At 33.5% G+C, this 15,141-nt stretch carries 10 protein-coding genes and 1 pseudogene; 2 read left to right on the top strand and 9 right to left on the bottom strand.

The window, feature by feature from the left end; genetic code table 11:
• Window positions 1-33 precede the first annotated feature (33 nt).
• Complete coding sequence (locus HNV08_RS00260) at window positions 34-2,670, top strand: DEAD/DEAH box helicase family protein (protein WP_173279114.1); 2,637 nt, start codon at window positions 34-36, stop codon at window positions 2,668-2,670.
• A 27-nt stretch (window positions 2,671-2,697) separates the two neighbouring features.
• Here HNV08_RS00260 and HNV08_RS00255 read toward each other — a convergent pair whose 3' ends face one another.
• The 8 genes and pseudogenes from HNV08_RS00255 to hemA all read right to left on the bottom strand — a co-directional run bounded on the left by HNV08_RS00255 (window position 2,698) and on the right by hemA (window position 10,389).
• On the bottom strand, window positions 2,698-3,084 hold the full coding sequence (locus tag HNV08_RS00255; RefSeq protein ID WP_173279113.1) for a YchJ family protein: 387 nt from the start codon (window positions 3,082-3,084) through the stop codon (window positions 2,698-2,700).
• Between the two features lie 157 nt (window positions 3,085-3,241).
• Window positions 3,242-4,144, bottom strand: coding sequence for an oxygen-dependent coproporphyrinogen oxidase (hemF, locus tag HNV08_RS16295; protein WP_173279616.1), 903 nt, complete (start codon window positions 4,142-4,144; stop codon window positions 3,242-3,244).
• 222 nt (window positions 4,145-4,366) lie between these two features.
• Window positions 4,367-4,720, bottom strand: a pseudogene (locus HNV08_RS16290) (transposase); the annotation flags it as partial.
• A 197-nt stretch (window positions 4,721-4,917) separates the two neighbouring features.
• Window positions 4,918-5,478, bottom strand: a complete 561-nt coding sequence (locus tag HNV08_RS00240; RefSeq protein WP_173279112.1) for a GNAT family N-acetyltransferase — start codon at window positions 5,476-5,478, stop codon at window positions 4,918-4,920.
• Complete coding sequence (locus HNV08_RS00235; protein ID WP_173279111.1) at window positions 5,478-6,245, bottom strand: EI24 domain-containing protein; 768 nt, start codon at window positions 6,243-6,245, stop codon at window positions 5,478-5,480. Before HNV08_RS00235 ends, HNV08_RS00240 begins: the two co-directional genes overlap by 1 nt.
• Before the next feature lie 173 nt (window positions 6,246-6,418).
• Window positions 6,419-7,450 carry a uroporphyrinogen decarboxylase gene (hemE, locus tag HNV08_RS00230; protein ID WP_173279110.1) on the bottom strand — a complete coding sequence of 344 codons (1,032 nt, stop codon included), beginning with the start codon at window positions 7,448-7,450 and terminating at the stop codon, window positions 6,419-6,421.
• Between the two features lie 118 nt (window positions 7,451-7,568).
• Entirely contained in the window at window positions 7,569-9,149 is a 1,581-nt protein-coding gene (gene hemC / locus HNV08_RS00225) for a hydroxymethylbilane synthase (RefSeq protein ID WP_173279109.1), read from the bottom strand.
• Complete coding sequence (gene hemA / locus HNV08_RS00220) at window positions 9,142-10,389, bottom strand: glutamyl-tRNA reductase (protein WP_173279108.1); 1,248 nt, start codon at window positions 10,387-10,389, stop codon at window positions 9,142-9,144. The genes hemC and hemA overlap by 8 nt, the downstream gene beginning before the upstream one ends.
• 209 nt (window positions 10,390-10,598) lie before the next feature.
• Here hemA and HNV08_RS00215 point away from each other — a divergent pair, with 209 nt between their 5' ends.
• The gene (locus HNV08_RS00215) at window positions 10,599-11,498 is read left to right on the top strand and encodes a helix-turn-helix transcriptional regulator (RefSeq protein WP_173279107.1); all 900 of its coding nucleotides are present in this window, start codon (window positions 10,599-10,601) and stop codon (window positions 11,496-11,498) included.
• Between the two features lie 92 nt (window positions 11,499-11,590).
• On the opposite strand, the gene HNV08_RS00210 is transcribed toward HNV08_RS00215, so the two are convergent.
• A complete protein-coding gene (locus HNV08_RS00210) occupies window positions 11,591-15,106 on the bottom strand; it encodes a TraB/GumN family protein (RefSeq protein WP_173279106.1) in 3,516 nt (1,171 codons plus the stop codon).
• Window positions 15,107-15,141: the final 35 nt, after the last annotated feature.

The raw sequence follows: 15,141 nt of genomic DNA, 5'->3' as shown, positions 1-15,141 counted from the left end.
AATACAAAGTTAACGATTTAAACCCATTTTAGAGTGCTCAAATCCTTAGATGATTTAGAATTTATTTTTCCATGGCGAAGCTACCAAGCCGAACTTTTAAAGCACTTTAATAGTCATATTGCAGATAACCATTTTCATGTTATTGCACCACCAGGTTCTGGGAAAACCATTCTGGGATTAGAAATAGTTAGAAAATTAGGAAAGAAAACATTGGTGTTGGCACCAACGCTGACCATTAGAAATCAATGGGAAGACCGATTACAAAACTTTTTTACCGAGAATTGTGATTTTGAAGCCTTTTCATTTGATATTAAATCGCCAAGCGATGTTACCTTTTCGACCTACCAATCTTTGCACGCTTTTTATAAAACGTTTGAAGATAAAAACGACTATTACCAATTCTTCAAAACACACCAAATTGAAACTTTAGTTTTAGACGAAGCACATCATTTAAAAAATGCATGGTGGAATTGCTTAATGGACTTAAAACGCAATACTGAATTTTACATTGTTGCGCTCACAGCTACACCACCTTACGACAGCAGCAGAGCTGAGGTGTCTAAATATTTCACACTTTGTGGCGAAGTAGATGATGAAATTGCAGTGCCAGATTTGGTACGCGAAAAGGATTTGAGTCCACATCAAGATTTTGTCTATTTCTCAAAACCCGAAGATTTAGAGATTAATTTTATTGTTGATTATAGACGAAACATTTCAGATTTTAAAGACGAATTATTAAAGGACGAAACCTTTATCGATTTTTTAATTGACCATCGGTTTTACAAAAACCCAAATTGGCACTTAGATGAACTTTATGCCAATACCGAATATTTTTCTGCCATTCTCATATTTTTATATGCTTGTGGCTTTGAAATTGACCATCAAAAATTAGAAGTTTTAGGGTTCGATGAAAAAGAAATGATTCAGTTCCCTGAACTCGATTTACATTGGTTAGGTATTTTATTTCAGAACCTATTAGTTTCCGATAGAGAACAATTAATTGAGCAAGAAAAGTATGTGTCTACTTTAGAAAAACGACTTAGACGCCTTCATGTTTTTGAGCGAAATTCAGTCGATTTTATTGGTGAAAATTTATTGTATAAATCTCTTTCTAACAGTCCGAGTAAGCTAAAAAGCATCGTCAGTATTGTAAAGGCAGAACGCGAAAGCTTAAAACGCGATTTAAGATGCGTAATTCTAACAGATTATATCCGAAAGGAATTTTTGAATATTAAAACTGAAGAAATAGAAGGTATAGACAAAATTGGTGTACTGCCTATTTTTCAATATGTACGTTATTATTGCGATAAACCTGAAGAATTAGCGGTGCTTTCTGGCAGTATTGTTATTATTCATCAATCTATTTTAAGACATTTTGAGGCGATTGAATCTTTAGATTATTTTTCATTTTCGCCTTTACAAATAGATGAATCTTTCCTCTTAGTAACTTCAAAAGGAAAACCGAAAAATTCTATTGTTAGCATTATTACACAACTTTTTGAAGCAGGTTATATTAGAGTTTTAATTGGTACAAAATCCTTATTAGGCGAAGGTTGGGACGCACCATCGATTAATAGTTTAATTCTGGCTTCTTTCATTGGGTCTTTTGTATCGTCTAATCAAATGCGAGGACGCGCCATTCGGAAAGATGCCAATGCACCAAAAAAAACCGGAAACATTTGGCATTTGGCCTGTGTGGACCCAACGGATTTAGATGGAGGAAGAGAAGTAGATACTTTAAAACGACGCTTTGAAGCTTTTGTGGGTGTAACCAACAGTACGATTCCGTTTATTTCCAACGGTTTTGAACGTTTAAATATTCCTGATGAGATTCCGGTGGAACAGATTGATGCTTTAAATGAATCAACCTTAAATGTTGCAACCAAACGAATATTAACGACCGAAAAATGGAATAATGCCATTGGAAAAGGCACGAAGCTAACCAAAGAAGTTAAGATTTTACATCAAGGAAAACGCCCTTATAAACGCCAAAAGCAAATCTATTATTTTGATGTGCTTCGGTTTTTTGTGGTAGAATTGTTAGTTACCATCACGCTTTTTTATGTGGAATTTATAGCAGGCAGTTTCAATCTTATTTTACAACGAGGCGTGTTGTATTTTGTCTATGCATTTATTGCTGCGTTTGTTGCTATGTTTGGCTATAAGCTTTGGAAAGCGCTAAAACTCTATATTCGTCATGGTTATTTGTATAAGAAAATTGGGAAAATGGGATTCGCCATTTTAGATACTTTAGATGAGTTGGGTTATATCACTTCAGGTAGAGAAAATATAAGCGTGAATTCTTATGTATTAGGAAAAGGCGATGTGGTTTGTAATCTGGTTGGTGCCAATGCGCTTGAAAATTCACTATTCGCAAAAGCATTGACTGAGCTTTTAGAACCAATTGAATCGCCAAGATATTTAATTGTAAAGACCAATTTTTTCAGAAAACAACTAGATGTTGAAAATTTCTATCCTGTTCCGGAATTATTTGGCGATAAAAAGGATAATGCTTTAGTGTTTCAAAAACATTGGACAAACTATTTAGGTAAAAACAAACTGGTTTTTACAAGAAGTGTTGAAGGCAGAAAACTGTTATTAAAAGCAAGATTGTTTCATGTGTATAATGCTTTTAAAGAAGTGACTAAGGAAGTTATGGTGTGGAAATGATAGTTTACAGACCTGCGGTCTGGTTGCTTATCTACTTAATCCTAAGTAATACCAATGATTGTCTTCCTTTACAAAAGCCGATTTCTCATGGATAACATCCACTTTTCCATTTTCAAAGAAATAGGCGTTAAAGGTAACTGTTCCTTCAGCATCGTCTTTAGAACCTTTTGAAGTGTCTAAAACTTCTAATTTAATCCATTGTACCGATTTTGCCCATTTTACAATCGCTTTTTTCTCTTTTGTAGGTCGTGTGGATTTATGATGCGTTGCCATTAAATAATCACCATTGGCAAGGACAAAGGCGGAATATCTAGAACGCATGAGTTGTTCTGCAGTTTCTGTTTTTCCGTTATTGAGATGGAAAACTTCGCAGCACGCTTGATAAGTTTTATTGGTTCCGCAGTAGCAGTTCATGGTTGAATTTATAATATGTCTTTGATGGATACCTACAAGGTTTTGGAAACCTTGCAGGTGTTTGTTGTTGTTAGACCTGCTAGGTTTTTAAAACCTGCTAGGTCTTAGTTAGGCTAATTCGGCATAACAGTTTCCCCTTTGGGGATTAAGGGGCTTTTTACACCCAATCCACTGGATTTTGCAACACTTTAATCAGTTTTTCTTCTTCGCTTCCGGCTTCCGGATGATGGTCGTAAACCCATTGTACATGTGGTGGTAAACTCATAAGGATACTTTCAATTCGACCATTAGTTTTTAATCCGAATAAAGTGCCTTTATCATGCACCAAATTAAATTCCACATAACGGCCTCTTCTTATTTCTTGCCAGTCGCGTTGTTCTTTGGTGTAGTTTAAATCTTTTCGTTTTTCAACAATAGGAACATAAGCTTCTAGGAAGCTATCGCCAACTTCAGTGACGAAGTCGTACCAGTTTTGCATGCTCATCTGGTCGGTAACTTTACAGTAATCAAAGAATAAACCACCTAAGCCACGACCTTCATTTCGGTGTGCGTTGTAAAAATACTCATCGCAACGGGCTTTGTATTTGGCGTAAAATTCCGGATTATGCTTATCGCAAGCCGTTTTACAGGTTTGATGAAAGTGTTTGGCGTCGTCCTCAAACAAATAGTATGGTGTTAAATCTTGTCCACCACCAAACCATTGGTCAACAATGTTTCCATCTTTATCATACATTTCAAAATAGCGCCAATTCGCATGAACCGTCGGTACCATTGGATTTGTAGGATGCAAGACTAAACTTAGTCCACAGGCAAAGAAATCGGCATCTTCTACACCGAAGTATTTTTGCATAGAGTCTGGTAATTTACCGTGAACACCAGAGATATTGACACCACCTTTTTCAAAAACGTTACCGTTTTCAATAACGCGTGTTCTTCCGCCACCACCTTCAGGTCGGTCCCAAAGGTCTTCTTGGAATTTGGCTTTGCCATCTACTTCTTCAAGTTTAGAGGTTATGCTGTCTTGTAATTGGTTGATGTAGTTGAAGAATTTATTTTTCACTTCTTTATTGTATTCGGGTTTACGACCTGCAAGGTTTTCAAAACCTTGTAGGTCTTCTGTTTTATATTGTGTGTGGATATATTTTAAGTTGTTTAAACCATTAAATAAATCCAAGCTATAATTTTTGTCTAAATTAAAATATTCTGGTGTGTTTTCTTGAAGATAGAAAGAATAAGAAGAGAATTTATAACCTTGCCAATCATTTAATGGGTTTCTATGAATGTAGCAAAATACAGTTTTATAATAGTCTTCTGAACCTATTATTTTTCGTTTAAAATGTTTTTCAAAAAGACTGCCAGTTCTATTGTTTTGTTTGTTGAATGCTTTAGAATACGCATTAAAAAGGTTAGAAAAAGCCTGAGTTGCTTCCTTTGTTTCAGCATTAATTTGAACTAGGAAATGAAAATGATTATCTAAAAGGCAGTAAGCAGAAATTTTTACTTTGCTTCCTAAATATTTTCCTGTTAATTCTAAAAAATAGCGCTTGTTTTCATCTGAATTAAAGATATTACAGCCATTAATTCCGCGATTGTATATATGATAATAAAGGTCTTTTTCTAAAGTCTCTAGTTTCATTTTAAGTCTAATTTTTAGTTTCGCTATCCTGCAAGGTTTCTAAAACCTTGTAGGTGTTGATATTAGTTTAACCTGTTTATTCATTGAATTCACAGGTAGATTAATAACAAGTGTATCGTACTATCTTTTGATTTAAATATTTGATTTAGTTTTTATACCTACAAGGTTTTAGAAACCTTGCAGGATTGTAATAATTGTTAATAGGTTTTTAAAACCTGCAAGGTCTTAGATTTTAATTCATAAAGTTCCATATCCAAAGGCTTTTCTCCTGCAGGTGTAAACTCATTAATCAATGTTTTTATCCACTTAAAATTATTGTTTAAAGCTACATTTACACTAGCTAAATTATCTTTATGTGCAATGATTTGAAGTGTTTCTAAGCCTAAATCATTAAAAGCATATTCAGATAGATGTTTTATAGCTTTTGTGGTTAGGCCATTCCCTTCAAACGTGTATCCAATACAATAGGCAAATTCGCCTTGTTTGGTTTCCCAATTGAGTTCTTTGAGATAGATTAATCCGGCAAGTGCTCTAGTTTCAGAATGTTTTAATGTGAATAGAAATTCCTCTTTATTTTCAAAGGCTTTCACTTTTGATTCAACAAAATAATTAGATAATGTTGGGTTGAGATTTTGCTCTAAAGTTTTGGGGAAATAGCGTTTTAATCGGTCTTCATTGGCAACACAGAAATTACAAACTTTCCAAGCGTCTCCACCATGGATTGGGCTAATCTCAAAACCGTTAAATTGTACAATCATTATACGACTACTGTATTTTGATTTAGTGTTTTCTCTTGTTCAATTAATTTTACAGTATTAAGCGAAGAGGCTGTAACACTCATTGGTAATACCAGAATCACTCCAATTACAGGAATTAGTAAAAACAGAATAAAAACAATACCATTTCCTATAGCAATACCTTTATGTCTGCCGACAAATTTTACACTTTCTCTGTACTTATAATGACGCTCTAAAGTGTAATCCATATTACCAAAACCCGCGTAATATGCTTGTAACAGGAATAATAAAACTGTTGAAAAAATATTAATAATCGGAATAAATTTTAAAATCAATAATGGAATGGTAAATAGTAATTCCTTTCCTAAATTTCTGATGTTTATTCTAATACCTCTCCACAGTTGTTCTTGAAACGTGGTGTTTCTGTGATTGTGCGGTTTTATTCCTGTTAAATGATGTTCGATTTTTTCTGAAACCGGACTCATAAATGGCGCAGAAAATGCCATGATAATGTGTTTGTACAGAATTAAGCCAATTGCAATAACAGCGATGCCACCAATAAAGGTTGAGATGGATGTGAACGTTTCTTTTCCCCAATCCCAAAACCAAATTTTTGCAATAAAACGACCAATATTGTCTGACAATCCATAAGCGGATAATCCTATTATAAATGCTGTAACTACACTAATAATTATAGGAATTGCGAAGTATTTCCAAAGTTTCAATTTTGAAATTAGCGCGAAAGTTCCGGTGTAGGCTTGGATACCTTTTAATATGTTCTTTATCATATTATTGTTTTTGATGATGATTACTTAAAAGACGCAAAAAGAGGCTTCAAGTTACAATAATTGATGACTAAACTCGCTATGCTTTAAAGTTCACTTCAAAAGTTAGGAATATTTAAGCACTTTTTTAAAATGAGTAAGCCGTCCGAGTTTGAGTTCTTTCCCAATTGGGAAGGCTAGGATGGGCTTTTATATTCTTTTACAGCATCGATAAATGCCTTAGCATTCTCTAAAGGTATGTTTGGTAAGATACCATGACCTAAATTAACAATGTATTTATCTTTTCCGAAATCATTAATCATTTGGGTTACCATCTTTTTGATTTCTGCAGGTGGCGAAAATAAACGTGTTGGGTCAAAATTACCTTGAAGTGTTATATTTCCTCCTGTTAAATATCTTGCGTTTTTTGCAGAGCATGTCCAGTCGACACCTAAAGCTGAAGCGCCAGATTTTGCCATCGTATCTAAGGCAAACCAACAACCTTTACCGAATGCGATAACTGGTGCATCCTCTTTTAAAGCATCAATGATTTGTTGAATATATTGCCAAGAAAATTCTTGATAATCTAAAGGCGACAACATGCCTCCCCAAGAATCGAATACTTGAACCGCATTACAACCTGCTTTTACCTTTTCTTTTAAATAAGTAATAGTTGTATCTGTAATCTTTTGCAATAAACCATGTGCAGCAATCGGATTTGTAAAACAAAACTCTTTGGCTTTATCAAAGTTTTTAGAACCTTGTCCTTGCACACAATAACATAAAATGGTCCAAGGTGAACCTGCAAAACCAATTAATGGAATCTCATCGTTTAGTTTTTCTTTAGTCGCTTTTATAGCTTCATAAACATAGTTTAAAGCGTCTTTGACATCAGGAACAATAACATTATCCACATCTTTTTGAGAACGTACAGGATTTGGTAAATACGGTCCAAAGTTCGGCTTCATCTGTACCTCAATATTCATTGCTTGAGGAATCACTAAAATATCAGAAAACAAAATGGCAGCATCCATTCCGTAACGACGAATCGGTTGTACGGTAATTTCACTTGCTAATTCTGGAGTTTGGCAGCGCGTAAAGAAATCGTATTTCGCTTTGATTTCCATAAACTCTGGTAAATATCTACCTGCTTGGCGCATCATCCAAACTGGTGGACGTTCTACAGTTTCGCCTTTTAATGCTCTAAGAAATAAATCGTTTTTTATCATGTTTCTGTCATTCCTGCGAAGGCAGGAATCTATTTAATTCTACTTTATTTTTTTTGGATTCCTGCCTGCGCAGGAATGACAACAGTGGTACCAACAGCCAAGGGCCAAAAGCTAACCGCTACTCATAAAACGCATTTACCAATTCCACAACACGCTCCACCAAAGGAACTTTTGCTACTCTTACATCCTCAAAATACTTTCTGGCTTCTGTTGCGGTTGTTTCTCCAATACAAAAGGCAATACCTTTTGCTTTGTTTTGTTTTAAGAAACTTTGAACCGTAGATGGACTGTAAAACATTACACCATCTAAATCGCCTTCTACTTTATCTGCATCAAACTTTGTTTCGTAGGCTTCAATTTCGTTGACTTTTATATTGTTTTCTGATAATATATCTGGAATTGTATCTAATCTTAAATTACTACAGAAATAGGTTGCTTCTGTACCATCCATTAGTTCTACCATATGCTCAGCTAAGGCTTTTGCATTTTGTTCGTAATGCTTCACTTTACCGATGCGTTTTTCAACCATACGCTTGGTTTTTCGACCTACACAATAGATGTTTTTGAACTGTAATTCTACAGCCGAAAAGTTAGTTAACAAGGCTTCAACAGCGTTCTGACTCGTTATAATCACATTTTCAATTTCGTTACGAATGATGCTTTTGTTTAATCGGTTTGGATTAATTTTTACAGCATCATTGCTTTGCGCAACTACATCATCATGAAACTTAGCAATTTGGTCATTGGTTAGTTTTTTGGTGGAATATATATTGGTGATTTTATCGCCTTGGGTTAACTCGTCAATTAGAACTTTACCACCTTTTCCTATGATATAATCCGCACAAAATTCAGCTATGTCTTCATGTTTGCCTAAAGGAGTAACTTTAGTAACTTCAATTTTTTTGGTGCCATCTTTACTTAAAAGAATCCCTTTAAAATTAATTTCTTCCTCTTTATTGATGTAGCAAATTGCTCCAATGGGAGCCGTACATCCACCTTCTAAACGGTTTAGAAATTCGCGTTCAATTGTGGTACAAATTTGAGTGGTTTCGTCATTAATTTCTGCAAGGATTGCTCTGGTTTCTTCATCGGCTTCTAAGGCTGCAATCATTACAGCACCTTGCGCTGGCGCAGGTATCATCCAACCTAAATTAATTGAATTTTCTGGTGTAATGCCTAATCGTCCTAAACCAGCAGCTGCGAAAATAGCGCCATTCCAATCTTCATTGGTTTCAAGTTTTTCTAATCTAGAATTAACATTACCGCGTAAACCAACTATTGTATGCGTTGGGTAACGGTTGAGCCATTGTGCACGTCGTCTTAAACTTCCGGTTGCTATAACAGCATCTCTAGCAGATAAAAACTCTTCGTTGTCTTTAAAAACCAAAGTGTCATTGATGTTGCCTCGTTTTAATACAGCAGCTTGTACAATACCTTTTGGTAAAATCGTAGGTACATCTTTTAAAGAATGCACAGCGATATCAATACTACCATTTAGCATGGCGATATCTAGGGTTTTAGTAAAAACACCTGTAATTCCTAGTTCGTACAAGGGCTTGTCTAATACTAAATCTCCTGTGGATTTTACGGGAACCAAAACGGTTTTATGTCCTAATCTTTCAAGTTGTGATTGAACAGTTTTTGCTTGCCACAAAGCGAGCTGGCTGTCGCGTGTGCCAATGCGAATTATTTTAGACATTATCGGTAGTTTCTAACTGAAATATTTTTTTGATAAGTTCAATGCTTTCATCGGAAGAATTACTGTCTTCTCTTAAGTGATGTGCAAACTGATTTGTGATTTTCTGAATTAAATTAGTTGTAATCAATTCTGCTTGGTCTTCATTGAAGTCCGCTAATTTTTTACGTTGTGTGTTAAATTCAGAATTTTTAAAATCTGTTAATTTATGTTTTATAGCCTGAATGGTTGGTACAAATTTTAAGGTATCTAACCATGCATTAAATTCGGCTGTAATGTCTTCTATAATAGCTTCTGCTGCAGGAATAAAAGCTTTGCGTTTTTCTAAAGTATCGTCTGTAATTTTAGCTAAATCATCTAAGTGTATCAAGGTAACATTAGAAAGGTCTCTAATATCGTCGTTGACATTTTTAGGAATTGATAAATCTAAAACTAATAATGGCTTTTCGGTAGAAATTAAAGATTTGTAAACCGTTGGATTTTGTGCGCCTGTAGCCACAATAACAATATCTGAAACATTAAGTTCTTCGGTTAAATTCTCATAATCTTTTACAACTAGGTTGAATTTACCAGCAACTTCTTCCGCTTTAGTTTTGGTTCTGTTTATTAAAGTAATATGTGAATTCTTAGTGTGTTTTACTAAGTTTTCGCAAGTGTTTCTTCCTATTTTTCCGGTGCCGAAGAGTAGAATGTTCTTTTCAGAAATTGAATCTACGTTATTCATAATATATTGAACCGAAGCGAACGATACAGACGTTGCACCAGAAGATAATTCGGTTTCATTTTTAATACGTTTACTGGCTTGAATGACAGAATTCACTAAACGCTCCGTAAATGAATTTAATAAACCGACTTTACGAGATGCTTTTGCACCAAATTTTAGTTGGCTAATAATTTCAAAATCGCCAAGAATTTGACTATCTAAACCAGAACCAACACGAAACATGTGGTTGATGGCCTCTTTGTTTTTATGAACGTAGGCTACTTCTCTAAATTCTTCAACCGTTCCTTTGGTATTATCACATAATAACTGAATGAGTTGAAAAGGGTGTTCTGCAAAACCATAAAGTTCGGTTCTATTGCATGTAGAAATAACGACTAGACTTTCTATATTATTCTGTTTAGCTTGAGACAAAACGTTTTGTTTTGCATCATCACTTAAACTAAAATGACCACGTACGCGTGCATCAGCTTTTTTATAGCTGAGACCTATAGCGTAAAAATGTTTGCTTCTGTTTGGCATGTGTTGCTTTACTCGTTTACCTGACTTAGGAAAGTAACAGCGCAAATGTAAATTTGATTTTCAAAAAAAAACAACGCTAGAAGAACTTAAAGTATCGTTTCGGGTTTTTTAGGAATGTTTTTTATTAAAACATGATAAATATCATACTTTTGTAGTGTAATCAAGGGTTTTTAAGGCTTTTGTTTAGAACGAATCTAAATAACTTTAAAATGAAATCAGAAAAAACAGCTTTTAAAAGTAACGCTAACGGTACTTTTGATGAGGTTAAAATAGAAGAAGGCTTTTTTATATTAACGAGCAAAAATGATGGAGACAGCTTTAAAGTTCTTGAACGTGAGATTGATAGCAGTTATATTCAATTTCATTTTTGTACCAAAGGTTCTGCGGCTTTTATGTTTAATCAAGGGAATTATACCTTAAATATAGATGAAGAAACCTCATTATTGCTTTATAATCCGCAACGCGATTTACCTATTCATTTAGAATTACAACCACATTCTTGGTTAGTATCATTGGTAATTTCTATTAAAAAATTTCATGGACTTTTTTCTGAAGATGCTAATTATGTCACTTTTTTAACGGATGACAATAAGGACAAAAAATATTACAAAGATGGTAAAATATCGCCATCTATGGCTGTGGTTTTAAACCAGTTGATTAGTTTTAATTTAAATACTTCTATTCGGTCGTTATATTTTAGAGGTAAAGCTTATGAGTTATTAAGTTTGTTTTTTAACCGAAGTGAAGATGCTAATATTGAGCAATGTCCTTATTTAGTTGATGAGGTAAATGTAGCCAAACTTAAAAAAGCAAAAGACATTATTATTGCCAACATGGCTGAGCCACCAACCTTACAAGAATTAGCAGATGACATAGATTTAAGCCTTAAAAAATTAAAAGAAGGTTTTAAGCAGATTTATGGCGATTCGGTGTTTAGTTTTCTGTTTGATTATAAAATGGAAGTGGCTCGCAAGCTTTTAGAATCTGGTGATTATAACGTTAACGAAGTTGGTTTAAAAGTTGGGTATAGCACAGGAAGTCACTTTATAGCCGCTTTTAAGAAGAAGTTTGGTACTACGCCTAAAAAGTATATAACAGCTTCTAGTTAGAAGTGATAATATACTTTTTAGGAATAGTTTTATAAGTTAGGTTTTTTATTAGCATTAGAATTATGTCATCATTGACTTCTTTTCCCCTTTTCCTAATAATCATAAAAATTATCTCGCCCACTTGGTGTTACGCGTTCACGATCTTTATAGATAGCTAAATTAATAATCTCAGCATATTGCTCTTCGCGCTCTTTAGTTTTGTCTACAATAGTTCCGTAGCTATCTGATTTAGAATAATACTTTACAACTAAAGCTGTTGGGTCCTTTGGTTTAATAAACGAGATGTAATGCAAGGCCTCAACTTTACCAGAATAGTCATCATCTTTATCTACTTTAAAGAAATACATCACAGCATTTTTATGGCCTTTATCAGTTATGAAATCACGTTTAAAAAGAAACTGAATGGAGTCTTTCTCTTTTTCAAAGTTTGCTGTGGCTAACAATTTAGATTTTGCAAATTGTTGCTGATTTATTTTAAATGACTTTACGGTTTTTAATAGTTTGGCATCGTCTAATTCTTCTAGCAATAAATATTGGTTTTCTTCATCATCGACTAGTTTTTCAGTTAATTTTTCTGGAATGCTTTCTTTGGCCTTAGTTAATAGTACGTAATATTTTACTAAGGCGTTTTTGTCATCTACATTAAGGAGTTTTTCAAAGAAATCTTGTGCTGAGCGCTCATGTCTGTATGGAAAAATAAGCCTAACATAAGTAGACAATGTATACGAATACGAATTATAACCATAACCAGAGTTTCCTAAGTTACGCTTAACTTCAATTTTACCATCATTGATGAGTTGGCTTTTGTATTTCTTGTAAGATTTTCTTTTAATAAAGCCACTATCTGTCGCTCTTGCTAATATATTGTAAAGCGGTTGTTTATATTCTGAAATAGTAGTGTATTCTAAAACCTTAGGAAATAGCGTTGCCTTTAGTGCTAAAGAATCTTTTCCTTGATAGTTATAAAACATAGAACTTACGCTACCCAAAGGTAAATCGCGTTCCATTAATTCTAGGGCTAACTCATAATTTTCTTTACTATTAGAACTAAACAATCCGTTTAGTATGGCAGTTTGCGTTTGCGTATCTGAATAACTATCGTAATACAGTTGTTTAATAAAAGGTAAGTTGTTTTTGAGATCAATTTTTATAAGTTCTCCTACTAAATGCGATTTAATATCTAAACGTTCTTTTTCGAACTCAAAATCTTTTAGTACTGAAACAATCTCTTTACTATTGTGTTTTTTAAATTTTATTAAACCATAAGATTCTAAGATAATACTGTCTTTTGCTCTTAGAGCTTCAAAAAACTGTTTTGTTTTGTCTTTAAGGACACTTTTGCCCATAAGGGTATCTATTGGTGTAAAAGAGTCATAAAATTCCGTGACAAATTTTGATGGTCCACTGATGGAATCTACTAATGTTTTTAATTCAAAAAGAACGCCTTTTTTTAATATGTTTTTTACTAAAACTTGCTTGGCGCTTGCAGAATCTGTATAACTAAAACGGTTGGTGTATATAGAATCTTTATAGGTAGATGAACGGTTTGAAATTTTAAAACCTTTGTTTTCATCATAATAATACGAACCATAATTTACCTTCTTTTCTAGTCCTGCCCATAGACTATCAATGTTATGATACATTTGCAGGTCATGAAATTTTGTTCTAGAAATAGAGATTTGTTCGTTGGCATGTGTAGAATACGTAGTTTCGTTTATTTTTTGTTCGTAATCTTTGTCCTTTTTTCTGCTATTATAGCCATATCCATAAGGGTTTGGACTAGGTGATTTAGAATTTGTATTTATAGAGAAGTGCAATGTTGTATCAATTACTTTTTTAAACCCAGAATACTCTGTTTTGTTAAATTTAAAGGATTTAAAAAAAGCAGTCTTATCGGCTTCATTGCTACCAACGTAACCTAATAAATAATAGCTTCCGTCTTTTACTATTGTTTTTAGATGCAATCTTTTGTTTGCTGTAGAATCTAAAATTGCCTTAGATTCATAAGTTTTGTAATCGCCTGCTTTAAATCCGCCATCTTCTTCCACGAGTTTATAGTTTTTATATAAAGCATGATGAAAATATTTTGCTTCAAAACTATCTTCTTCGATATAAGAAATATCATTTAAAACGGCTTCTTCAACAAAATAGAAAGCATTGTTTTTATAACCTTCAATTAGTTTTTTACCAAAATTATTTACATTACTAGATACATAATATTCTGGAAAATCTACTTGGAATTTCTTATTTGGTGAAACGAATAATTGAGATTGGTCTGAAGGTGTTTTCAATGTAATAGATTCAAAGATTTTGCTTTCGTGTTTTAATACAAAATCACTTCGTCCGGCAAATTTTATTATAATAATCTCCAATGGCGTTTGGTAGATATGGTATTTCTGAAATTCCCCTTTCTTTGTTTTATTTACGATACTAATACCAGGATAAGGCGTTGTAAGTTCTTCTTTTCTTATGATATCTCCTGGTATATCTTCATATAATAAATGATCAATATCTTTAAGGGTAATGTTTTCTTTTTCGTTTGGTAAATAGCTGAAACGACTGATTCTATTCATGGTTAAATAAGCACCATTAGTCATATCTGGATCTAAGTAATATTTTTGTCCACCATAGGAGAATTCGCGTAATTCATCGTAAGAATTAATACTTAAAAATTGGTCTGGTGTACTGTGTTTTTTTAGTGCAGGAGCAATAAATAAACTATCTAGTTTTGTTTTTTCAGTTTTACTATAGTCGGTCTGTTTTGATGTTAACGATGTAACGGTATATCCTCTTTTTCGTAGCATATTAATCATCCCTTGATCACCAGGTAAATGTGCCGCACCTACACCTGCAAATACAGATTTGGTTGGCATTAAGTCTATTAGAGATACAACCATGTTTTTATTACGAATGTATAACATGTTTTCTCTGTAGAATTCAGTATTTACACCAGCACCAATAGAATCTAAAAGGTCTAAGTTTCTATCGCGATATAGATTTTCTTGAATTAAATAAGGATTTTCTTTTGCGTATAGTTTTTGTACCCAAGGGTCGAGCTCTTTTTTGTTAGCATTATAGGCTGCTTTTGTGGTTAAATAGCGCGATTCTGCTAAATCTTCTAGGGCATATATTTCTTTATTATTTTTCTTTCCGGCTTGAAAAATAAACATATCTAAGTAGGTTTCTTCTTCAAAATTATCTGACCCATAATTTTTTCTGTACAAATAAGCGTTAACCGCATTATTATCCATTCTTACAGATCCTCGTATAGCCATTTCCTCAGGATGTGTTAGTTTAAATAAGTTGGTATAAACTTCATTACTGTAATTGTTATAGGCAGCCATTTGGTCTAGCATCATTTCGTAATTAAAACCTGGCCATGTTGTTGGGTCAGACTCTAGAGCTATACATTCACTTTCGTTAAGTGCTTTATAAAAAACGTCATCTAAACGAAATGCTACTTTTTTACTAACGTGCATAGTGCCATACAGGTAGGATGGTTTTTCTAGTCCGTTGCCAGAAATTTTCCAGAGTAAGCTTTGATATTGTTGTTGTGAGAATGCTAAGACGGTAAAAAATGTGAGGGCTATAAATAGATTTTTTTTCATAATATGTTTTGGTCAAGGCTTGTAAAGATATTTAT

The organism is Winogradskyella eckloniae (assembly GCF_013249045.1).
GTDB lineage: Bacteria > Bacteroidota > Bacteroidia > Flavobacteriales > Flavobacteriaceae > Winogradskyella > Winogradskyella eckloniae.
This window is presented reverse-complemented; position numbering and strand designations above follow the sequence as displayed.

Coding starts and splice junctions, on each gene's coding strand:
- HNV08_RS00255 (WP_173279113.1), bottom strand. CDS start 3,084: ATGAACTGCTACTGCGGAACCAATAAAACTTATCAAGCGTGCTGCGAA.
- HNV08_RS00240 (WP_173279112.1), bottom strand. CDS start 5,478: ATGATTGTACAATTTAACGGTTTTGAGATTAGCCCAATCCATGGTGGA.
- HNV08_RS00235 (WP_173279111.1), bottom strand. CDS start 6,245: ATGATAAAGAACATATTAAAAGGTATCCAAGCCTACACCGGAACTTTC.
- hemE (WP_173279110.1), bottom strand. CDS start 7,450: ATGATAAAAAACGATTTATTTCTTAGAGCATTAAAAGGCGAAACTGTA.
- hemC (WP_173279109.1), bottom strand. CDS start 9,149: ATGTCTAAAATAATTCGCATTGGCACACGCGACAGCCAGCTCGCTTTG.
- hemA (WP_173279108.1), bottom strand. CDS start 10,389: ATGCCAAACAGAAGCAAACATTTTTACGCTATAGGTCTCAGCTATAAA.
- HNV08_RS00215 (WP_173279107.1), top strand. CDS start 10,599: ATGAAATCAGAAAAAACAGCTTTTAAAAGTAACGCTAACGGTACTTTT.
- HNV08_RS00210 (WP_173279106.1), bottom strand. CDS start 15,106: ATGAAAAAAAATCTATTTATAGCCCTCACATTTTTTACCGTCTTAGCA.